Here is a 20551-nt window from a genome sequence, read left to right on the forward strand (position 1 = left end):
AGAAGTAATAGAGCCTTGACAAGATTACAATTTTGGTAAACAAATAAGCCATAAAACGAAGTTTTATTTAATAGCAGTTAAAAAAAAGATGAAAAAAAACAAGGGTTATTAAAAACAAACATTATATTTGAGCATAATTTATTTATTTTTATACAATGCAAACAGGCGTAGTTAAGTTCTTCAATGAAGACAAAGGTTTTGGTTTTATTACTAATGACATGACAAACGAAGACATTTTTGTTCACATCACAGGATTAAGAAGCAAAAATATCGAACAAGGCAACAAAGTTTCTTATTCTGAAGAAAAAGGAAAAAAAGGACTTATCGCTACTGATGTTACAATTATTGAAGATTAATTTATCATCATATAATTAACATTTTTCACTGAGCCATCTTAATTACTTTAAGATGGCTTTTTATATACTTTAACATTCTATTTTTATTTAGTCTTATTTCATATTGCTGCATTAATCTTAAATACCTCATATTCATCAAACTCCTGATTTTGTTATCAAAAACCTACTAGTTATATTTGTGATATTCTTAACACAAATATTTGATAACCTATGCAAATAAGTCAACTCGATTTTATTCCAATTTTAATGCAATTAGGCTTAGCAGCAGGTTTCGTATCCTTGACAATATGGGTATCTGCAAAACTAGGGCCTAAGAAGCATTCCAAGATTAAAGACAGTACTTGGGAATGTGGTTTAGATTCTTTAGGAAGCGCCAGGATCCCATTTAATGTGAAATACTTCTTAGTAGCAATCCTATTTGTATTATTTGATGTAGAAGTCGTTTTTCTATACCCATGGGCTGTAAACTTTTTAGAGCTTGGATGGGAAGGATTAGCTAAAATGGGAATCTTCCTATTTTTAATTTTAATTGGTCTTCTTTATGAGTTCAAAAGAAAAGGACTCGAGTGGGACTAAAAACAGCATGTTATGAGTGATAAAAAATATACAACCGTTGAAGCTCCTGAAGGTTTTGTAGGGGAAGGATACTTTGCAACCAAACTCAGCTCAGTAGTAGGGCTAGCAAGAGCAAATTCAATGTGGCCATTACCTTTTGCTACTTCATGTTGCGGAATCGAATTTATGGCAACTATGGCATCCACATACGATGTAGCTAGATTCGGATCGGAGAGGATGAGCTTCTCCCCTCGACAAGCCGATATGCTAATGGTGATGGGAACTATTTCTAAAAAGATGGCACCTATTCTTCGACAAGTCTATGAACAAATGGCAGAACCTAAGTGGGTAATTGCAGTAGGAGCTTGTGCTAGTTCAGGTGGGATCTTTGATACTTACTCTGTTTTACAAGGTATAGATAAAGTTATTCCAGTAGATGTCTACGTACCAGGATGCCCTCCAAGGCCAGAGCAAATACTAGATGGAATCATGCGTTTACAGGAAATCGTGAAAAATGAATCTGTTAACCGAAGAGGCTCCAAAGAATATGATGATTTACTTAAATCCTATAACTTAAATAAATAGCATGGCATTAGATTATTCCATCATACAAGATACTTTACAAGAGAAATTTAATGGAGCTATTAAACAAGCACATATCCAACATGATATCCTTGTATTAGAAGTATGCAGTGAACAAATTCATCCAATTATTGAGTTTTTAAAGCAAGATCCTGTACTAAACTTCAATTTCTTAACTGATTTATGTGGTATACACTACCATCAGGAACCAGTTGAACGACAACTAGCAGTGGTTTACCATCTTCATAATTGGCAAGACAATATTCGTTTAAGACTTAAGACGTTTTTAAACATAAAAAATCCTCAAGTAGAATCTGTTACAGATTTATTTAAAAGCGCGAATTGGCAAGAAAGAGAAACATTTGATTTTTACGGTATAGTATTTAAAAATCACCCTCAATTGAAGCGTATTTTAAATATGGATGAAATGGGATCTTTCCCATTACGAAAAGATTTTCCTTTAGAAGATTCCCAACGAACGGATAAAGATGACCGTTTCTTCGGAAGAACAGTTCACAACTGTTAGAACTAACCTTTTAAAATCAAATTCATGTCTGACTTATTATTACCACCAGAGCAACGATATGCCAAATTAATTGAGGAGAAATTTCAACAAGACGGTACTGAACTACAAATTTTAAACCTTGGACCTACCCACCCTGCTACACATGGAATCTTTCAAAATATAATTTTGTTAGATGGTGAAAAGGTAATTGATGGAGAAGGCACAGTAGGTTATATTCATAGAGCATTTGAAAAAATAGCAGAGAATCGTCCGTTTTATCAAATCAATGTCTTAACAGATCGGTTAAATTATTGCTCCTCCCCTATTAACAATACAGCTTGGTGGATGACTGTAGAAAAAGCATTATCTATTGAAATTCCCAAACGCGTACAATATATGCGTGTTATCGTAATGGAACTAGCTAGAATTGCCGATCATATTATATGTAGTTCTGTAATGGGTGTAGATACAGGTGCATTAACTGGGTTCTTATACGTATTCCAATACAGAGAAAAAATTTATGAGATTTTTGAAGAAATATCAGGCGCACGACTAACCACTAATATGGGAAGAATTGGAGGTTTTGAAAGAGATTGGAGTCCTAAAGTATTCCAATTAATTGAGGAATTTCTAAGCGAATTCCCAACAATTTGGAAAGAATTTGAAAGCCTTTTATCTAGAAATAGAATCTTCATGGATAGGACGGTTAATGTTGGCGGTATTAGTGCTGAAGATGCAATTAATTTTGGTTTTACTGGTCCTAACTTAAGAGCTGCAGGAGTAGATTATGATGTGAGAGTAGCTACACCTTATTGTTCTTATGAAGATTTTGATTTCGATATACCTGTAGGGACATCAGGAGATTGCTATGACCGTTTTTGTGTTAGAAACGCAGAAGTATGGGAAAGTATGAAAATTATCAAACAAGCTCTAGAGAAAATGCCTGAGGGCCCATTTCATGCCGATGTTCCCGACTATTATCTACCTCCTAAAGAGGATGTGTATACTAATATGGAAGCATTAATCTATCATTTTAAAATTATAATGGGAGAAATCCCTGTACCAGTTACAGAACTTTACTTCCCTGTAGAAGGTGGAAATGGTGAATTGGGATTTTATTTAATCACAGATGGCAGTAGGACTCCATATAGACTTCATTTTAGAAGACCTTGCTTTATTATTTATCAAGCATATAATGATATTGTAAGAGGCGGAATGTTATCAGATGCTATTATAACTTTATCCAGTTTAAACATTATTGCTGGGGAATTAGATGCTTAAGAAAATGGAAAATAAAATATATAAACAGACTATAAATATCACCGAGGACCTTCAAAAAAGAATCGATGAACTTTTAAGCCAGTATCCTCATGATAAAAGAAAGTCAGCTTTACTTCCGATACTACATGAAGTACAAGATGCTCATGAAAACTGGTTAAGTGTAGATTTAATGGATAAGGTTGCTCAAATTATTGGAATATTACCTATAGAGGTATATGAAGTAGTAACCTTCTATAGTATGTTCAATCAAAAACCAGTAGGAAAATACTCTTTTGAATTTTGTGTTACATCTTGTTGTGCAATCAAAGGCGCGGAAGACATAGTAGATTATACTTGTAATAAGTTAAACATTCAACCTGGAGAGACAACTAAAGATGGTATGTTTTCAGTTGTTCAAGTACAATGCTTGGGGGCTTGTGGTTATGCACCTATGATGCAGTTAGGAGATTTTTACAAAGAAAACCTTACCCCACAAAAAATAGATGATATAATCCAAGATTGTATCGATGGAAAAATAACCTTACATGATAAATAGTAATATGGCAAAGAAAATATTATTAGATAAAATAAATATACCTGGTATAAAATCCTATGAGGTTTATCGTGAAAATGGTGGCTACAACTCTGTGGAGAAAGCATTAAAAACCATGTCACCAGATGAAATTACAGAAGAGGTTAAAGCTTCAGGTATTCGAGGAAGAGGTGGAGCTGGATTCCCTGTAGGACTAAAATGGAGTTTTATTGATAAAAAATCAGGTAAACCTCGTCACTTAGTTTGTAATGCGGATGAATCTGAACCTGGTACTTTTAAAGACCGCTACTTAATGGAACATATACCTCATCTATTAATAGAAGGGATGATTACTTCAAGTTATGCACTTGGGGCTAACTTATCCTACATCTATATAAGAGGAGAATATATGTGGGTTTTTAAAATATTAGAAAGAGCCATTAAAGAAGCTTACCAAAATGGATGGTTAGGTAAAAATATTCTGGGAACAGATTACAATCTCGATTTATATGTTCACTGTGGTGCAGGAGCATATATATGTGGAGAAGAAACTGCTCTTCTAGAATCTTTAGAGGGAAAAAGAGGAAATCCAAGAATGAAACCACCTTTCCCTGCTGTAAGTGGACTTTGGGGCAATCCTACAGTAGTAAATAATGTTGAGTCTATTGCCAATGTGCCTTGGATTGTTAATAATTCTGGAGAAGAATATGCTAAAATAGGTATAGGACGTTCAACAGGAACCAAATTAATTTCTGCTTCAGGCCATATCAAAAATCCTGGAGTATATGAAATTGAATTAGGTTTAAGTGTTTATGACTTTATAAATTCTCCTGAATATTGTGGAGGAATGATGGACGATCGCCCTTTAAAAGCTCTAATCCCTGGAGGTTCATCTGTGCCTATTCTACCTGCCCACTTGATTTATAAAACCGCAGAGGGAAATGATCGTTTAATGACCTATGAATCTCTATCTGATGGAGGATTTGAAACAGGATCTATGCTAGGTTCAGGAGGTTTTATTGTATACAATGATACAGCTTGTATCGTAAGAAACACTTGGAACTTCTCCCGATTTTATGCACATGAAAGCTGTGGACAATGTTCTCCATGTAGAGAAGGTACAGGCTGGTTAGAAAAAGTACTTTTTCGAATAGAAAATGGAACAGGAACACTTGCAGACATAGACCTTCTATGGAGTATACAAAGCAATATTGAAGGAAATACCATATGTCCTTTAGGTGATGCAGCAGCTTGGCCTGTAGCAGCAGCGATTAGACATTTTAGAGATGAATTTGAATATCATGTTCTTTATCCTGAAAAAGTAAAACAGAGAGATCACTTCAAAAGTGAACCGTTTTCTCAGGTAAAAAATATGATTTCTAAATAACTAGGTTGAATAGCAATTATACAATCTTAATTCAGTACAGTTTATGAAAGTTACTATTGATGGACATGAAATAGAGGTAGAACCAGGAACAACAATTCTACAAGCAGCAAGAAAAATAGGGGGAGAATTAGTACCACCTGCAATGTGCTATTACTCTAAATTAGAAGATACGGGAGGAAAATGTAGAGCTTGTTTAGTAGAGGTTTGCAAAGGAAGTGAAGCAGATCCACGCCCAATGCCAAAATTGATGGCATCTTGTAAAACAGGTGTAATGGAAGGTATGGAAGTTAAATCCATCACCTCAGAAAGAGTATTAGAAGCGCGTAAAGCGGTAACAGAATTCTTACTAATTAATCACCCTTTAGATTGCCCAATTTGTGATCAAGCAGGAGAATGTGATTTGCAAAATTTAGCTTTTGCCCACGGAAAAGAGCAAAAAAGATACCAAGAAGAAAAAAGAACATTCACCCCAGAAAACATAGGAGACAATATTCAATTACATATGAATAGATGTATTCTTTGTTACCGTTGTATCAAAGTGGCTGAACAACTTACTGATGAACGTTTTCAAGGAGTTTGTGGAAGAGGAGAACATGCCCAAATTTCCACTTATGTTCATGCTGCAATTGAAAATGACTTTTCAGGTAATATGATTGATGTATGCCCGGTAGGAGCTTTAACAGATAAAACATATCGATTTAAATCTAGAGTTTGGTTCAACAAGCCATACAATGCACATAGAAATTGTACAAAATGTTCTGGAGAAGTTGTTTTATGGATGTTTGGAGATGAAATACACCGCGTATCGGCACGCAAAGATCATTATAATGAAGTTGAAGAATTTATTTGTAATAGCTGCCGATTTGACCATAAGCAAAAAGAAGATTGGGTTATTGAAGGACCTAAAAAATTCGAAAAATCCTCTGTAATTAACCAAAACAACTACACACAAAAACTAGACAAAGTGGTTATTGATACCGATCCTTTAATCTTAAAGGGACGTGAGCAAGATAGAGTAAAAATCAGTATGAAACAGGTTCCATTTGACCAGCATGAGTCAAAAGAATTCTTAGAATAAATAAGTAGGAATATGGATAAGACTATAATTATAGATAAAGCAGTAATCATTATTGCTGTGTTTGCATTAACCATGCTAATGGCCATGTATGCTACTTTAGCAGAGCGTAAAATAGCAGCTTGGATTCAAGATCGCTTAGGACCCAATCGCGCAGGTAAAGGTGGTATTCTACAACCTTTAGCCGACGGGATGAAGCTCTTTGCAAAAGAGGAATATGAACCTAATACCCCAAATAAATTTTTATTCAAATTTGGACCTTTTTTATCCATGACACTTGCTCTTATGACAAGCGCAGTAATTCCATGGGGAGACAAATTACATTTATTTGGAAGGGATATAGAGTTACAAGCAGCCAATTTAAACGCTAGTTTACTATTTGTATTAGCAGTTTTATCAGTAGGTGTATATGGTATTATGATTGGTGCATGGGCATCAAATAATAAATATTCTTTAATGAGTGGAATCAGGGCTGCTTCTCAAATGATTTCTTACGAAATTGCTATGGGACTTTCCCTTATTGGACTTTTATTAGTTACTCAAACATTAAGCTTAAAAGACATTGCACTTCAACAAAACGGCATGAACTGGAATGTATTTTATCAACCAGTAGGTTTTGTTATTTTTCTGATTTGTTCCTTTGCTGAAACAAACAGAGCTCCATTTGATTTAGCAGAATGTGAACAAGAGCTAATTGGAGGGTTCCACACCGAGTATTCCTCTATGAAAATGGGATTCTATCTGTTTTCTGAATATGCCAACCTATTTATTGCATCTACTATTATTTCCGTCTTATATTTTGGAGCATATAATTATCCAGGATTTGATTGGGTAAATGCAAATTGGGGAGTAAATCCAGCTAACCTTTTAGGAATGGCAGCTTTATTTATAAAAATTTGTTTCTTCATTTTCGTTTTTATGTGGGTTAGATGGACTTTACCACGTTTCCGCTACGACCAATTAATGTCTTTAGGATGGAAAAGCTTAATCCCTCTTTCTCTGCTAAACCTAGTGGTTACAGCAATAGTTATTTTACTTTTAAATTAATTTGACATGTCAGTAAACAATTATTCATTATCCGGCAGGAAGAAAACAGTCTCAGACAAGAAACTAACTTGGAGCGAAAAACTATACCTTATCGCAATTATAAAAGGAATGATGGTTACCTTAAAGCACATGTTTAGAAAGAAGGTTACTATTGCTTACCCTGAAAAAACAAGACCTTTTAGTCCTGTGTATAGAGGTAAGCATACTTTAATGAGAGATGAGCAAGGTAGAGAACGCTGTACTGCATGTGGACTTTGTTCTTTAGCTTGTCCAGCAGAAGCAATTACAATGAAAGCTGCCGAAAGAACATCAGAGCAACTGCATTTATATAGAGAAGAGAAATATGCTGAAATATATGAAATCAATATGTTGCGTTGTATTTTTTGTGGACTATGTGAAGAGGCTTGTCCAAAACAAGCAATCTACCTTACTAAATCAGGAAAAATCACTGCTTCTGATACCACAAGAGAAAGTTTCATTTTCGGAAAAGATAAGTTAGTAATGCCTTTGCAACAGGCAATTGAAAATTCAAATCAAGCCTAATTATGATCGATATTATTTTTTATATACTCTGCACTATCACCTTAGGAAGTGCAATGCTTACGGTTTTGAGTAAAAACCCTATTCACAGTGCATTATGGCTTGTGGTGAGTTTTTTCTCAATAGCTGGCCATTATATATTATTAAACTCCCAATTTCTTGGCTTAGTACATATCATGGTTTATTCAGGTGCAATTATGATTTTAATGTTATTCACCATAATGTTAATGAATCTAAACATTAGTCATGAGGTATCAAAACCAGTTGTAACAAAAATAGTTGCAACACTATCTTTCTGCTTAATTGGTTTGCTGTTACTATCCATTACAATTAGAGGAACACAGGCCTATGAGCTGCATTATGCAAATGAACAAATCGACTTTCAATCTGTACAAGTTTTAGGTAAAGTATTACTTAATGAATATGTCCTACCTTTTGAAATGGTAGGTATCCTTCTTCTTTTAGCAATGATCGGAGCAGTATTGATATCTAAAAAGGACAAAGTCCAAAAAACAGTATAACTATGGGAAATGTAATTGAAATTATAGGTATTGAAAAATACATTTACTTATCCATCCTATTATTCTGTATAGGAGTATTTGGTATTCTATATCGAAGAAACGCAATAGTAATGTTTATGTGTATTGAGATAATGCTTAACTCAGCAAATATGCTTTTAGTAGCCTTCTCCACTTACCATCAGGATGCGCAAGGTCAAATATTTGTTTTCTTTACTATGGCAGTTGCTGCAGCAGAAGTTGCCGTAGGATTAGCTATTCTAGTAAGTATATACAGAAACATTGGCTCCATTGATATTGATAAATTAAAAAACCTTAAAGGCTAACTCCATATGGATACAAATATAATTTTACTTTTATTGTTAGTCCCTTTACTGGGATCTATTATAAATCTACTTTTTGGCAAAAAGCTAGGTAATAACTCAGGGATACTTGCAACATTAGCTATTTTAATTTGCTTTATCATCTCCGTTTTTGCTTTCATTGAAGTAGATAAATCAGGACAGCCAATTCAAGTGGATCTTTTCCAGTGGATGGCCTTATCGAACTTTCATATTTCTTTTGGCTTTCTTTTAGATCAGCTTTCCTTGTTATGGTTACTTTTCATAACAGGTATAGGTACTTTGATTCATTGGTATTCTATAAGCTATATGAAATCAGATCCTAATGTGGATAAGTATTTTAGTTATTTAAACTTATTCATCTTTTTCATGATATTGTTAGTAAGTGGTAGTAACTTGTTAATAACTTTCATTGGATGGGAAGGTGTTGGATTATGCTCTTATTTACTGATTGGCTTTTGGTATAAAGAAAAACAGAATAATAATGCAGCTAAAAAAGCTTTTATCATAAATAGGATTGGTGACTTAGGTTTTTTAATTGGTGTTTTCATTCTTGCAATGTTATTTAATTCTTTGGATTATATGACAATAAAAGAAACCTTACTTCAAGGTACAAACAACCAAATAAATACATGGATTTCATGGGCAGCACTAGCATTATTTATTGGTGCAATAGGAAAAAGTGCACAAATTCCTTTGTACACTTGGTTGCCAGATGCAATGGCCGGACCTACTCCAGTTTCTGCATTAATACACGCTGCAACTATGGTTACAGCAGGTATATTTTTAATCACAAGAATGAATTTTGTTTTTGACTTAGCTCCAACAGTACAAAACATAATAGCTATTATTGGGGCTTTTACTGCCTTATTTGCTGCTAGTATTGGTCTAGTTCAAAATGATATCAAAAAAGTACTTGCCTATTCAACTGTCTCTCAACTAGGATTAATGTTTTTAGCACTTGGATTTGGAGCATATGAAAATGCAGTTTTCCACGTGGTAACACATGCTTTCTTTAAAGCTTGTTTATTCCTAGGAGCTGGTTCTGTTATTCATGCTATGGCAGGGGATCAAGATATTAGAAATATGGGTGGACTTAATAAGTTTATGAAGGCAACCTCAGCAACTTTTTTACTAGCAACTTTAGCAATTGCTGGTATCCCTCCTTTCTCAGGCTTCTTCTCAAAAGATGAGATTCTTATTAGTGCATTTGAGCATAATAAGTTTCTTTACATTATTGCAATGATAGCTTCTATTATGACGGCTTTCTATATGTTTAGAGTGTTATTCTTAACTTTTTTCAAGAATTTTAGAGGAACACAAGAGCAAAAGAATCAATTACATGAAAGTCCAAAATCCATGACAATTCCATTATGGATTCTAGGTATTTGCTCCTTAATTGCTGGAGTGATAGGTCTTCCTGGAAATAGCTGGTTAAATCACTATCTATCTCCTATAATAACCAAAAAAGGCAGCTATGAAATCCACCATTTTGGAACCACTGAATATATGGTAATAGCAATTGCCTTGATAGGTGCTATTATAGGTTTAGTAATTGCTTATACCAAATACATTAAAAATGCACAAGTACCTCAAGCGGATGACCAAATCAAAGGTTTACATAAAGTACTTTATGAGAAATTCTACATTGACCAATTCTATGATTTGATTATTGTAAAACCAATCTTCTTATTAGCAGATTTATGTAAAAACGTGATTGAAGTGGCTATTTCTGGTACAGTATTTAGCTTGGCAAAAATAACAGACGGTTTATCTGAGCAAGGTAAAAAGGTACAAAATGGGAACATTGGTTTATACCTATTTGCTTTTGTTTTAGGTATATGTGTTATTTTATATTATTTATTCATTGTAAGATAATTTTTAAAGATGAACGTTACTATATTATTAATAACCTTATTAGTAGGAGCATTTGCCACGTATATTTCGGGCAAAAAATTAGCCAGTAAAGTTACATTACTTTTTGGACTAGTGGCATTCATACAAACAATTGTATTAATATGCCAACATAATCAAGGATTAGATACTAGCTATATAACTCAATGGGTAAATAAACCCAATATACATTTTGCATTAAAAGCAGATGGACTTTCTTTAGCACTTGTCTTACTAACAACTAGTTTAACTCCAATTATCATTTGGAGTTCGATTTGTGATACGATAAAAAAACCACACATATTTTATGGTTTAATTATGTTTATGTGTTTTGCAATGACAGGTACCTTTTTGGCAAGCGATGGTCTTTTGTATTACATATTTTGGGAATTGGCTTTACTTCCTATTTACTTTATTGTTTTACTTTGGAGTAATGCCGATAGCACTTCTATTAAAAAGACAGTATTGACCTTTTTCATCTATACTTTTGCAGGTTCATTATTTATGTTAGCTGGCCTAATATACCTTTATACTAAAACCAATAGTTTCCTATTATTGGACTTATATAAAGCAAATTTAAGTTTGAAAGAACAATATTGGGTATTCTTAGCTTTCTTTGCTGCTTATGCGGTTAAGATTCCTATTTTCCCTTTCCATACTTGGCAGGCTTCTACCTATGAAAAAGCTCCTACCGCAGGAACTATGCTTTTAGCAGGAATAATGTTGAAAATGGGTTTATATTCGGTAATAAGATGGCAGTTGCCAATAACTCCTTCTATCTCCAAACAACTAATGCCAGTTATTCTTGTATTATGTCTAATTGGTTTAGTATTTGGTTCCCTAATGGCATTAAGACAAAAGAATATTAAGAAATTCTTTGCTTACTCTTCTCTTGCTCACGTAGGACTAATTGCTGCTGGAGCCTATACCTTAACTTTAGATGGTTTCAGAGGAGCAGTTTTACAAATGCTTGCACATGGATTTGTAATTGTTGGTCTTTTTTATGTAGCTAGTATTATAGAAAAAAGATATCAAACTTTAGATATTTCTCAAATGGGAGCAATCAGAGAACAAGCTCCTAAGTTTGCTACAGCTTTCTTATTCCTACTATTTGCTTCTATAGGTTTACCAGGTACATTCAGTTTCATTGGAGAGTTCAATATACTTTATGGTTTATCGCATATTAATATATGGTATGCCATCGTAGGAGGTACTACTATTATTTTAGGGGCTTTTTATATGTTAAGAATGTTTCAAAAATCAATGTTAGGGTCTTCTACAAGTAAGGTATTCAAAGACCTTGACTTCAGAGAAGGTTGCATACTGACTTTATTAATAGGTGTAATAGTTTTCTTTGGTATTTATCCAAAACCTATAGTAGATCTAATTACTCCTTCCTTAATTGAGATTGTTTCCTATATCAAGTAAAAAATTAGATCGTCTAAAACAAAAGATCATCACCCTTCAAAATTCAACAAATGAATACATTAATAGCAATTGGCGTATTAGCGGTTTTAGTACTTATTTTAGAGATAATCAACTTACGTAAATTGGTCATTCCAGTTAGTATAGTTGGTCTATTAGCTATTTTAATCTACACCGTTTACAATATTGACCACGTAGAATCTTACTATAATAGTATGTTTATTTCTACTAGGTTTTCTTCGGCATTTTCTTCTTTATTTATAGGACTTACCATTGCAATCCTAGCTCTTAGCAAGAATTTTTATAAGCAAAGCTTTTCAAAAATAGCCGACTATGTCTCTCTAAAAATATTTTTATTAATGGGAGCAATTTGTATGGTAAGCTTTGGAAATATGGCCATGTTTTTTCTAGGTTTAGAAATACTTTCTATTTCATTATATGTACTTTGTGGAAGTGATCCCAAAAACATTAAAAGTAATGAAGCAGCCATGAAGTACTTCCTTCTAGGGTCTTTTGCCTCTGGAGCAATTTTATTTGGTATCGCACTTGTTTATGGAGCAACAGGCTCTTTTAATATGCAACAAATTGCTGATATTTCTCTAAATAATGCTTTACCTGTTTGGTATTCCTTAGGTAGTATGCTTATCATTATTGGAATGTTATTTAAAGTAGCAGCTGTGCCATTTCATTTTTGGGCACCAGATGTTTACCAAGGGGCTCCTACTTTAACTACTGCAATGATGAGTACTTTAGTTAAAGTAACAGCTATAGCTACCCTTTTTAAACTTTCTCAAGAATTACTACCAAGCATTACACAAAATGTTACTTTAGTTCTAGTAGTTATTGCGATACTTTCTATGACTGTAGGGAACATCATGGCGATACGCCAAAAAAGTGTCAAACGCCTTCTAGCCTACTCTGGAATTTCCCATGCAGGTTTTATGATGATAGCATTAACTTCACTTACTGATTTAGGTGCGTCCAATCTTTTCTATTATGCTGTAGCTTATAGTGTGGCGGGAATTGCTGCTTTTAGTATACTAATAGCTGTAACCCAAGATAAAGACAATGATTACATAGAGAATTTTAAAGCATTAGGTTATACTAACCCACTTTATGCTATCATAATGACAGTAGCTTTACTTTCTATGGGAGGTATTCCGATCTTTGCAGGTTTCTTTGCTAAGTTCTTTTTATTAACTCAAGCACTAGAAAATGGTTATATAGCATTAGTAATCTTTGCTGTTATTAACTCCTTTATTAGTATCTACTATTACATGAAGATTGTTATAGCAATGTACTGGGATAAAGACCAACAACAAGAGCCTGTTTCTAATAAACTATGTATACAAGTAATTGGTGTACTTGCAATCCTAATTAATATTATAATCGGAATATATCCAAGCCTAATAACTAATTTTTTTTAGTTTTTTATTGAAAAAGATTTTTTATAAAGAATTTTTCATATATTAGCCCCATAAAGATAAACATGAAAACAAATAACTTACATACAAATTGGTGGAGCAGACTAAATCCGAGTTGGGATTCAGTTGGATCATGTATGTAATTCAAGTTTTTGATTTTTTAAGATAAAAACGAATACAAAATATACAAAGCCTACTAGAGTCTCTCTAGTAGGCTTTTTTTTTTACAAATTATTTTTCATTACGATTATGCAATTTATTAATACATTTTTATCATGGTGGTGGCAGTCCAATTCCCAAAAAGAATTCGGTTGATCCCCCTGTATATATATATTAATTTTTTAGTAATAATAATATAAAATAGGTCTTCTGAATTTTTCGGAAGACCTGTTTTTTTTTTAATCTAACACAAAACGCATCATGACTTTCCAAACCTTATACAAAAAAGAACTTGCCGATTTACATACTCCAGTGGAGCTATATTTAAAACTACGTGACAAATTTCCACATAGCTTTCTACTTGAGAGTTCTCAATACAATAGTAAAGAAAACAATTATACCTATATCTGTTTAGACCCTATTGCCAGCTTTATTTCTACTAAAGAAGAAACTATCGTTACAAAACCCAACTCCGAAAAAACCTTTCTAGCCAATAGTGCTATTGATATTACACAGGAGTTAACTAAATTCATCAATAGTTTTAAAGTAGAAAAAGATCAAAATATTGCTTTTATAAATAATGGCCTATTTGGATATTCTAACTACGAAAGTTTAGAATTATTCCAAGATATTGAACTACAAAAAAGCACTTATAACTTACCTGTCATTCAATACCACTTCTTTAGATACCTATTAGTTTTTAATCATTTTAATAATGACTTATATATTATAGAACATGTTGAGCAAAACAAGCAACCTACCCTTGATAATATTATTGAACTTTTGAAATGCGCATCACCAAGTGCTTATCCTTTCAAAAACATTTCCAAGGAACAAACAAATCAAAGCGATCAGGAGTTTATGGAAAGCTTGAAAGAAGTACATAACCATTGTAAAAAAGGAGATGTTTTTCAATTAGTCTTATCAAGAGGATATGAGCAAAAATTCCAAGGAGATGACTTTAATGTGTACCGAACATTAAGAAGTATTAACCCATCTCCTTACTTATTTTATTTTGATTATGGAAATTTCAAAATATTCGGCTCTTCCCCAGAAGCCCAACTAGTGGTAAAAAATAATAAAGCTTATATACATCCTATTGCTGGAACTTTTAAAAGAACCCATGATACCAATAAAGATAAAGAGTTAGCTATTGCCTTACAAAATGACCCCAAAGAGAGTGCTGAGCACATTATGCTAGTGGATCTAGCCAGAAATGACTTAAGTATAGAAAGTAACAAGGTAGAGGTAGAAGAGTTCAAAAAAGTGGAATACTACTCTCATGTAATTCACTTAGTTTCTAAAGTAAGTGGTGTGCTCGAGAATCAAAGTAAATCCATAAACGTCTTTAAAAATACTTTCCCTGCTGGTACACTCTCCGGGGCCCCTAAACGAAAAGCAATAGAATTAATCAATAAATACGAAACAAAATCTCGTGGGTTTTATGGTGGAAGTGTTGGTATTCTAGGTCTAGATGGAAATATAAATCAAGCAATATTTATCCGTTCTGTCCTAAGTTTAAATAACACCCTACATTATCAAGCTGGTTGTGGGGTAGTAATTCTATCCAATTTACAGAGTGAATTACAGGAAATAAACAACAAATTAACCGCAGTTAGAACAGCAATTAATCTTGCTCAAAATATATAAAATGATGAACATACTTGTAATAGATAACTACGACTCCTTTGTTTATAACATTGTTTACATACTAAAACAACATAAAGAAGTAAGTGTCCAAGTAGTCAAAAATGATAAGATCGATTTTAATGAACTACAAAAATTCGACAAAATTCTATTATCTCCAGGACCTGGAAATCCACAAGAAAATGGACAGCTAATGCAGCTTATTGAACAATGTGCTTCCACTAAAGATATACTAGGAGTCTGTTTAGGGCATCAAGCTTTAGGAGTATACTTCGGAGCTACATTGAAACAATTAGAAAATCCCTTACATGGAATAAGCTCTCCAATGGCAATTTTAGAGAAAGATTACCTTTTCAATGGTATCAAACAAGATAGTTCCATCGGCCATTATCATTCATTAGTCCTTAGCGATTTACCAGATTCACTAATTGCACTTTCGGTAGATAATAATCAAAATATTATGGCCTTTAAGCATAAAGAATATTCTATTCGAGCAGTACAATTTCATCCAGAATCTATACTTACAACGGATGGAAAAACGATTATTGACAACTGGATAAAAAATTAAATTATGAAAGAAATATTACATCTATTAGCCCAACAAAAAACCTTGTCTTTTGAAAAAGCTAAACAAGTACTAATAAACATGGCTAACCATGAATATACCCAAATACAAACTGCTGCTTTACTAAGTTGCTTTTCTATGCGTGCTATTACCTTAGAAGAACTTAAAGGCTTTAGAGCAGCAATGTTAGAATTGTGTACAAAAATTGATCTATCAGAATTCAATCCCATGGACCTTTGCGGAACAGGTGGAGATGGAAAAGATACTTTTAATATATCTACTCTATCTAGCTTTGTGGTAGCTGGTGCAGGAATCCCTGTTGCTAAACACGGAAATTATGGTGTTTCTTCCATTTCAGGTTCTTCGAGTGTGATGGAAAACTTAGGAATTCATTTCACAAGTGATACCCAGCGTTTAAAACAACAATTAGCTCAAGCAAACATTTGCTTTTTACATGCTCCCTTATTCCATCCCGCGATGCATAATATTGCAAGCGTACGTAAAGAGTTAGGGGTTAAAACATTTTTTAATATGTTAGGTCCCTTGACTAATCCATGCAGTCCAAAGGTTCAATTAATTGGTTTATCCAACTTAGAGCTCTTGCGTATGTATCAGTACTTATTACAACAAGCCAATACACAATATACAATTATACACTCCCTTGATGGATACGATGAATGTAGCTTAACTCAGTCATGTAAAATAGTTACAAATCAACAGGAAAAAATCATTGACTCTACGTATTTCGATCTGCCTGCTATATCAGCACAAAGTATTGAGGGTGGAAAAACTGCTGAAGAATCTGCCTATATTTTCTGGCAAATTTTAAAGGGTAAAGGAACAGATCAGCAAAATAGTGTCGTTTTTGCCAATAGTGCCTTAGCAATACATACCTACTATCCTAATTTAAGCATACATGAATCAATGGAGCTAGCCAAAGAGTCTCTATTAGGAAAAAAAGCAAAAGAAAAATTTGAAATATTACGTCAGCTATGAGAAATATACTACAAGAAATAAAAGAAAATAAACTACAAGAACTTAACTTAAGAAAAAAACAAAGGTCTATTGCGGATTTAGAATCCAGCGCTGTCTTTTCTAAAAAAGGTAAGTCTATTTCACAAGCAATCTCAGATCCTTCCAAAAATGGTTTAATCACAGAGTTTAAAAGACAATCTCCATCTAAAGGAATAATCAGAGAAAATGCTCAAGTAGACTATTTCATAGAAACCTATCAAAATAATGGTGCTTCTGCTATTTCAGTATTACATGATCAAGATTATTTTGGTGCGGATAAGATGGATTTAAAAAAAGCATGCGAAATAGCTCAAATTCCCATTTTGCAAAAAGACTTTATAGTAGATTCTTATCAAATTATAGAAGCAAAAGCTATTGGAGCTGATGCAATTTTACTTATTGCAAAAATACTAGAAGACCAGCAAATCAAAGATTATATAGATTTAGCCCACCAAATTGGACTAGAGGTACTTTTAGAAACGCAAAGCCAAGAAGAAATAGAAAGATGTAAGGATTTAAATTTTGACCTAATTGGCATCAACAATCGCAATTTAATCAACTTCCAAGTGGATATTCAAAATAGTATTGAACTAGCAAAACGCTTACCAAGTAATGCTATAAAAATTGCTGAAAGCGGTCTGGATAGTCCCAAAGTCATTAAAACTTTAAAGGAAAATGGCTTCAATGGCTTTTTAATGGGAGAATATTTTATGAGGAAAGCGGATCCTAAACAGGCGCTTTGTGCCTTAATTAATCAACTAAATGCGTAAGTTAATTAAAATTTGTGGCTTAACACAGCAACAAAACATCGAGCAAATAAATCAGTTAAACCCCGACTTGATAGGCTATATATTTTATGAGAAATCTAAAAGGTATATACCTTCCATACCTAAATTAGATCAAAGTAATTTGAATGGGATAAAGAAAGTAGGGGTTTTTGTACATGCTTCAAAAGAATTTATCCTAGCAAAAATACAAGAGTTTGACTTAGATTACATCCAGCTTCACTCCGATGAGACGCCAAGTAATTGTGCATTTTTTCAGAGTAAAAATATTAAGGTAATTAAGGCATTCTCTATATCAAAGGCTAGCGACTTTCAAAAGACAACCCCTTATGAAGGCTATTGTACTCATTTCATTTTTGATACAAAGACCCCTTTATATGGCGGTAGTGGTGAAACCTTCTCATGGGAGCTATTAAAAAATTACACAGGAACAACTCCCTTTTTACTAAGTGGAGGTATCAATAACCAAAATATAACACAAGCTTTAAAACTAGAGCATTGCCAATTAGTAGGTTTTGATATTAATAGCGGAGTTGAAGATTCTCCAGGATTAAAGAACATAGAAAAAACACAACAAATAATAAAAACAATACGTCATGAATAATTCATTCGATCCAGATTTCAACGGTTACTATGGCAACTTTGGAGGTGCATTTATCCCGGAGATGTTATACCCTAACATACAAGAATTACAAAATAACTATCTTCAAATTTTACAAGACCCACAATTTCAACAAGAGCTAGACCAGCTACTAAAAGACTATGTAGGTAGACCTACTCCACTTTTCTTATCGAAGAATTTATCCAAGCAATTCAATGCTAAAATCTACTTGAAAAGAGAGGATCTAAATCATACAGGAGCACATAAAATTAATAATACTGTTGGACAAATTTTATTGGCTAAACGATTAAATAAGCAACATATTATTGCTGAAACCGGAGCAGGACAACACGGAGTAGCTACTGCCACAACATGTGCACTTTTAGGCTTAAAATGTACTATTTATATGGGAGCAATAGATATAGAGCGTCAAAAACCAAACGTGGAAAGAATGAAGATGTTAGGAGCAACAGTAGTTCCTGCCCATAGTGGAAGTAAGACACTAAAGGATGCAACTAACGAAGCAATTAGACATTGGATTAATAATCCTACAGAATCTCATTATGTAATTGGTTCTGTAGTTGGACCACATCCCTACCCAGATATGGTTGCTAAATTTCAGTCTGTTATAAGTAAAGAAATAAAAAACCAATTACTTGAAAAAGAGCGTACAGATAAACCAGATTATGTTATCGCATGTATCGGAGGAGGAAGTAATGCTATGGGAGCATTTTATCATTTTATCGACAATCAACACACCAGATTAATTGCTGTTGAGGCAGCAGGAAAAGGAGTAGATACTCAACAAACTGCAGCAACTATAGCGAGGGGTAAACAAGGCATAATTCATGGAAGCTTAACTTACTTAATGCAAGATGAAAATGGTCAAATAACAGAACCTTACTCTATCTCAGCGGGACTAGATTACCCAGGAATTGGACCTGCGCATGCTTTTTTACATCAGACGGATAAGATAAAAGTAGCTAGTGTTACAGACCAACAAGCAATAGAAGCAGCAATGCATTTAAGTAAAGTAGATGGAATAATCCCTGCTTTAGAGTCGGCTCACGCATTAGCTTACCTAAATCAAATGCAACTTAAACCCTCTGACATTGTGGTTGTAAATCTCTCAGGAAGAGGCGATAAAGATATGTTAACTTATGAAAAATATTTTACAAATGAAAAATAGAATTACAGAATTATTTGAAAAGAAAGATAAAAATATTTTGTCTATTTTCTTTACTGCAGGATATCCAAATTTAAAAGATACCACCACTATAATAAAGCATTTAGAGCAAGAAGGAGTAGATTTAATTGAAATAGGTATTCCATTCTCTGACCCTTTAGCCGATGGCCCAGTAATCCAAGAGAGTTCGAGTATTGCCATTGAAAACGGTCTTAGCTTAACAGAACTACTAGAACAATTAAAAGACATTAGAACACAAAGTCAAATTCCTATTGTCCTAATGGGATATTTAAATCCTATTCTGCAATATGGTATTGAAGAGTTTATTACTACTTGCTCCAAAATAGGTATAGACGGTTTAATAATTCCGGATTTACCTCTTGACTTTTATAAGTCTAAATTTGAAAGCTTAATGCTTGAAAATAATCTTAGTAATATTTTACTAGTAAGTAATCAGACAAGTGAACAAAGGATTTTAGAAATTGATCAAAATTCTACAGGTTTCATTTATATGGTTTCTAGTGCAGGTGTTACTGGGAGTGCTATTGATCTAGAAGCCAACCGTGATTATTACCAAAAAATAGAAAGCTTAGGGTTAAAAAATCCTCGTCTAATTGGTTTTGGAGTTAGAGATAAACAAAGCTTTAATACAGCCACTAAATACAGCAGTGGGGCAATTATAGGAACTGCGTTTATAAAACATATTGCACAACATGGAATAGATCAAAAAAGCATAAAGGCTTTTATAAATCAAATACGATAAAGCGAAAGTGTACCACCAACTGTGTCACAAAATTAATTATATCATATAAAAATGTAAATTAGTCTTATGAACACAAACAACAAAAAGAGCGGATTCGATTTCGAAAGTTTCAAAGAACAGGCTATGGCCGATATTTATCAAGGTAAGAAAATGAATGGTCCAGATGGTGTCTTTGCACCCCTTTTAAAGCACTTTCTAGAAACTATGTTAGAAGGTGAACTAGAGAACCATTTAGAGGAAGAAAAAGCAAAAGGTGTAGCTAATCGCCGTAATGGTAAAACAACCAAAACGGTAAGAAGTATGCAATCTGGTCCTATAGAATTAGAAACAAGTAGAGATCGTAATGGAACTTTTGAACCTCAAATACTACCCAAGCGTCAGCTTATTATTA

At 33.4% G+C, this 20551-nt stretch carries 23 protein-coding genes; all 23 read left to right on the forward strand.

The genetic code is table 11. The features are described from left to right. Window positions 1–155: 155 nt before the first annotated feature. Window positions 156–356, forward strand: coding sequence for a cold-shock protein (locus tag ACYSNX_RS00635; RefSeq protein ID WP_461752752.1), 201 nt, complete (start codon window positions 156–158; stop codon window positions 354–356). 210 nt (window positions 357–566) lie between these two features. After that, window positions 567–932: an NADH-quinone oxidoreductase subunit A gene (locus ACYSNX_RS00640; RefSeq protein WP_461752753.1), complete on the forward strand. Its 366-nt coding sequence runs from the start codon at window positions 567–569 to the stop codon at window positions 930–932. Window positions 933–944: 12 nt separating this feature from the next. Then, the gene (locus ACYSNX_RS00645) at window positions 945–1496 is read left to right on the forward strand and encodes an NADH-quinone oxidoreductase subunit B (protein ID WP_461752754.1); all 552 of its coding nucleotides are present in this window, start codon (window positions 945–947) and stop codon (window positions 1494–1496) included. A gap of 1 nt (window position 1497) precedes the next feature. Continuing rightward, the gene (locus ACYSNX_RS00650; protein WP_461752755.1) at window positions 1498–2019 is read left to right on the forward strand and encodes an NADH-quinone oxidoreductase subunit C; all 522 of its coding nucleotides are present in this window, start codon (window positions 1498–1500) and stop codon (window positions 2017–2019) included. A gap of 24 nt (window positions 2020–2043) precedes the next feature. Beyond that, window positions 2044–3279, forward strand: a complete 1236-nt coding sequence (locus tag ACYSNX_RS00655) for an NADH-quinone oxidoreductase subunit D (RefSeq protein WP_461752756.1) — start codon at window positions 2044–2046, stop codon at window positions 3277–3279. A gap of 4 nt (window positions 3280–3283) precedes the next feature. Further along, complete coding sequence (locus ACYSNX_RS00660; RefSeq protein WP_461752757.1) at window positions 3284–3814, forward strand: NADH-quinone oxidoreductase subunit NuoE family protein; 531 nt, start codon at window positions 3284–3286, stop codon at window positions 3812–3814. Window positions 3815–3818: 4 nt separating this feature from the next. Next, entirely contained in the window at window positions 3819–5177 is a 1359-nt protein-coding gene (gene nuoF / locus ACYSNX_RS00665) for an NADH-quinone oxidoreductase subunit NuoF (protein WP_461752777.1), read from the forward strand. Window positions 5178–5220: 43 nt separating this feature from the next. Further along, window positions 5221–6255, forward strand: coding sequence for an NADH-quinone oxidoreductase subunit G (locus ACYSNX_RS00670; protein ID WP_461752758.1), 1035 nt, complete (start codon window positions 5221–5223; stop codon window positions 6253–6255). 12 nt (window positions 6256–6267) lie between these two features. After that, window positions 6268–7299 carry an NADH-quinone oxidoreductase subunit NuoH gene (gene nuoH, locus ACYSNX_RS00675; RefSeq protein WP_461752759.1) on the forward strand — a complete coding sequence of 344 codons (1032 nt, stop codon included), beginning with the start codon at window positions 6268–6270 and terminating at the stop codon, window positions 7297–7299. 6 nt (window positions 7300–7305) lie between these two features. After that, complete coding sequence (locus ACYSNX_RS00680) at window positions 7306–7842, forward strand: NuoI/complex I 23 kDa subunit family protein (RefSeq protein WP_461752760.1); 537 nt, start codon at window positions 7306–7308, stop codon at window positions 7840–7842. A gap of 2 nt (window positions 7843–7844) precedes the next feature. Next, window positions 7845–8360 (forward strand): NADH-quinone oxidoreductase subunit J family protein, encoded by a 516-nt coding sequence (locus tag ACYSNX_RS00685; protein WP_461752761.1) that lies wholly within the window; start codon window positions 7845–7847, stop codon window positions 8358–8360. A gap of 2 nt (window positions 8361–8362) precedes the next feature. After that, window positions 8363–8683 carry an NADH-quinone oxidoreductase subunit NuoK gene (gene nuoK / locus ACYSNX_RS00690; RefSeq protein ID WP_461752762.1) on the forward strand — a complete coding sequence of 107 codons (321 nt, stop codon included), beginning with the start codon at window positions 8363–8365 and terminating at the stop codon, window positions 8681–8683. A gap of 6 nt (window positions 8684–8689) precedes the next feature. Beyond that, a complete protein-coding gene (nuoL, locus tag ACYSNX_RS00695; protein ID WP_461752763.1) occupies window positions 8690–10576 on the forward strand; it encodes an NADH-quinone oxidoreductase subunit L in 1887 nt (628 codons plus the stop codon). A 9-nt stretch (window positions 10577–10585) separates the two neighbouring features. Continuing rightward, window positions 10586–12019, forward strand: coding sequence for a complex I subunit 4 family protein (locus tag ACYSNX_RS00700; protein ID WP_461752764.1), 1434 nt, complete (start codon window positions 10586–10588; stop codon window positions 12017–12019). Between the two features lie 50 nt (window positions 12020–12069). Next, entirely contained in the window at window positions 12070–13443 is a 1374-nt protein-coding gene (locus tag ACYSNX_RS00705) for an NADH-quinone oxidoreductase subunit N (RefSeq protein WP_461752765.1), read from the forward strand. A 417-nt stretch (window positions 13444–13860) separates the two neighbouring features. Further along, a complete protein-coding gene (locus tag ACYSNX_RS00710; RefSeq protein ID WP_461752766.1) occupies window positions 13861–15249 on the forward strand; it encodes an anthranilate synthase component I family protein in 1389 nt (462 codons plus the stop codon). 1 nt (window position 15250) lies between these two features. Next, window positions 15251–15814, forward strand: coding sequence for an anthranilate synthase component II (locus ACYSNX_RS00715; protein WP_461752767.1), 564 nt, complete (start codon window positions 15251–15253; stop codon window positions 15812–15814). Window positions 15815–15817: 3 nt separating this feature from the next. Next, window positions 15818–16807 carry an anthranilate phosphoribosyltransferase gene (trpD, locus tag ACYSNX_RS00720; protein ID WP_461752768.1) on the forward strand — a complete coding sequence of 330 codons (990 nt, stop codon included), beginning with the start codon at window positions 15818–15820 and terminating at the stop codon, window positions 16805–16807. Beyond that, the gene (gene trpC, locus ACYSNX_RS00725) at window positions 16804–17595 is read left to right on the forward strand and encodes an indole-3-glycerol phosphate synthase TrpC (protein ID WP_461752769.1); all 792 of its coding nucleotides are present in this window, start codon (window positions 16804–16806) and stop codon (window positions 17593–17595) included. The genes trpD and trpC overlap by 4 nt, the downstream gene beginning before the upstream one ends. Beyond that, window positions 17588–18214 carry a phosphoribosylanthranilate isomerase gene (locus tag ACYSNX_RS00730; RefSeq protein ID WP_461752770.1) on the forward strand — a complete coding sequence of 209 codons (627 nt, stop codon included), beginning with the start codon at window positions 17588–17590 and terminating at the stop codon, window positions 18212–18214. Before trpC ends, ACYSNX_RS00730 begins: the two co-directional genes overlap by 8 nt. Next, entirely contained in the window at window positions 18207–19400 is a 1194-nt protein-coding gene (trpB, locus tag ACYSNX_RS00735; protein WP_461752771.1) for a tryptophan synthase subunit beta, read from the forward strand. The genes ACYSNX_RS00730 and trpB overlap by 8 nt, the downstream gene beginning before the upstream one ends. Further along, complete coding sequence (trpA, locus tag ACYSNX_RS00740) at window positions 19390–20160, forward strand: tryptophan synthase subunit alpha (protein ID WP_461752772.1); 771 nt, start codon at window positions 19390–19392, stop codon at window positions 20158–20160. The genes trpB and trpA overlap by 11 nt, the downstream gene beginning before the upstream one ends. Window positions 20161–20226: 66 nt before the next feature. Beyond that, window positions 20227–20551: transposase (locus ACYSNX_RS00745; protein ID WP_461752773.1), on the forward strand; the 325-nt coding region annotated here is incomplete at its 3' end.

It is taken from the genome of Myroides sp. LJL115 (genome assembly GCF_054871665.1).

Excerpts from the sequence above, each read along its gene's own strand:
- ACYSNX_RS00660 (WP_461752757.1), top strand. The coding sequence starts at position 3,284 with ATGGAAAATAAAATATATAAACAGACTATAAATATCACCGAGGACCTT.
- ACYSNX_RS00700 (WP_461752764.1), top strand. The coding sequence starts at position 10,586 with ATGAACGTTACTATATTATTAATAACCTTATTAGTAGGAGCATTTGCC.
- trpA (WP_461752772.1), top strand. The coding sequence starts at position 19,390 with ATGAAAAATAGAATTACAGAATTATTTGAAAAGAAAGATAAAAATATT.
- ACYSNX_RS00715 (WP_461752767.1), top strand. The coding sequence starts at position 15,251 with ATGATGAACATACTTGTAATAGATAACTACGACTCCTTTGTTTATAAC.
- ACYSNX_RS00705 (WP_461752765.1), top strand. The coding sequence starts at position 12,070 with ATGAATACATTAATAGCAATTGGCGTATTAGCGGTTTTAGTACTTATT.
- nuoK (WP_461752762.1), top strand. The coding sequence starts at position 8,363 with ATGGGAAATGTAATTGAAATTATAGGTATTGAAAAATACATTTACTTA.
- trpC (WP_461752769.1), top strand. The coding sequence starts at position 16,804 with ATGAGAAATATACTACAAGAAATAAAAGAAAATAAACTACAAGAACTT.
- trpD (WP_461752768.1), top strand. The coding sequence starts at position 15,818 with ATGAAAGAAATATTACATCTATTAGCCCAACAAAAAACCTTGTCTTTT.
- ACYSNX_RS00640 (WP_461752753.1), top strand. The coding sequence starts at position 567 with ATGCAAATAAGTCAACTCGATTTTATTCCAATTTTAATGCAATTAGGC.
- ACYSNX_RS00680 (WP_461752760.1), top strand. The coding sequence starts at position 7,306 with ATGTCAGTAAACAATTATTCATTATCCGGCAGGAAGAAAACAGTCTCA.
- ACYSNX_RS00645 (WP_461752754.1), top strand. The coding sequence starts at position 945 with ATGAGTGATAAAAAATATACAACCGTTGAAGCTCCTGAAGGTTTTGTA.
- nuoF (WP_461752777.1), top strand. The coding sequence starts at position 3,819 with ATGGCAAAGAAAATATTATTAGATAAAATAAATATACCTGGTATAAAA.
- ACYSNX_RS00635 (WP_461752752.1), top strand. The coding sequence starts at position 156 with ATGCAAACAGGCGTAGTTAAGTTCTTCAATGAAGACAAAGGTTTTGGT.
- nuoL (WP_461752763.1), top strand. The coding sequence starts at position 8,690 with ATGGATACAAATATAATTTTACTTTTATTGTTAGTCCCTTTACTGGGA.
- trpB (WP_461752771.1), top strand. The coding sequence starts at position 18,207 with ATGAATAATTCATTCGATCCAGATTTCAACGGTTACTATGGCAACTTT.
- ACYSNX_RS00685 (WP_461752761.1), top strand. The coding sequence starts at position 7,845 with ATGATCGATATTATTTTTTATATACTCTGCACTATCACCTTAGGAAGT.
- ACYSNX_RS00730 (WP_461752770.1), top strand. The coding sequence starts at position 17,588 with ATGCGTAAGTTAATTAAAATTTGTGGCTTAACACAGCAACAAAACATC.
- ACYSNX_RS00670 (WP_461752758.1), top strand. The coding sequence starts at position 5,221 with ATGAAAGTTACTATTGATGGACATGAAATAGAGGTAGAACCAGGAACA.
- ACYSNX_RS00710 (WP_461752766.1), top strand. The coding sequence starts at position 13,861 with ATGACTTTCCAAACCTTATACAAAAAAGAACTTGCCGATTTACATACT.
- nuoH (WP_461752759.1), top strand. The coding sequence starts at position 6,268 with ATGGATAAGACTATAATTATAGATAAAGCAGTAATCATTATTGCTGTG.
- ACYSNX_RS00655 (WP_461752756.1), top strand. The coding sequence starts at position 2,044 with ATGTCTGACTTATTATTACCACCAGAGCAACGATATGCCAAATTAATT.
- ACYSNX_RS00650 (WP_461752755.1), top strand. The coding sequence starts at position 1,498 with ATGGCATTAGATTATTCCATCATACAAGATACTTTACAAGAGAAATTT.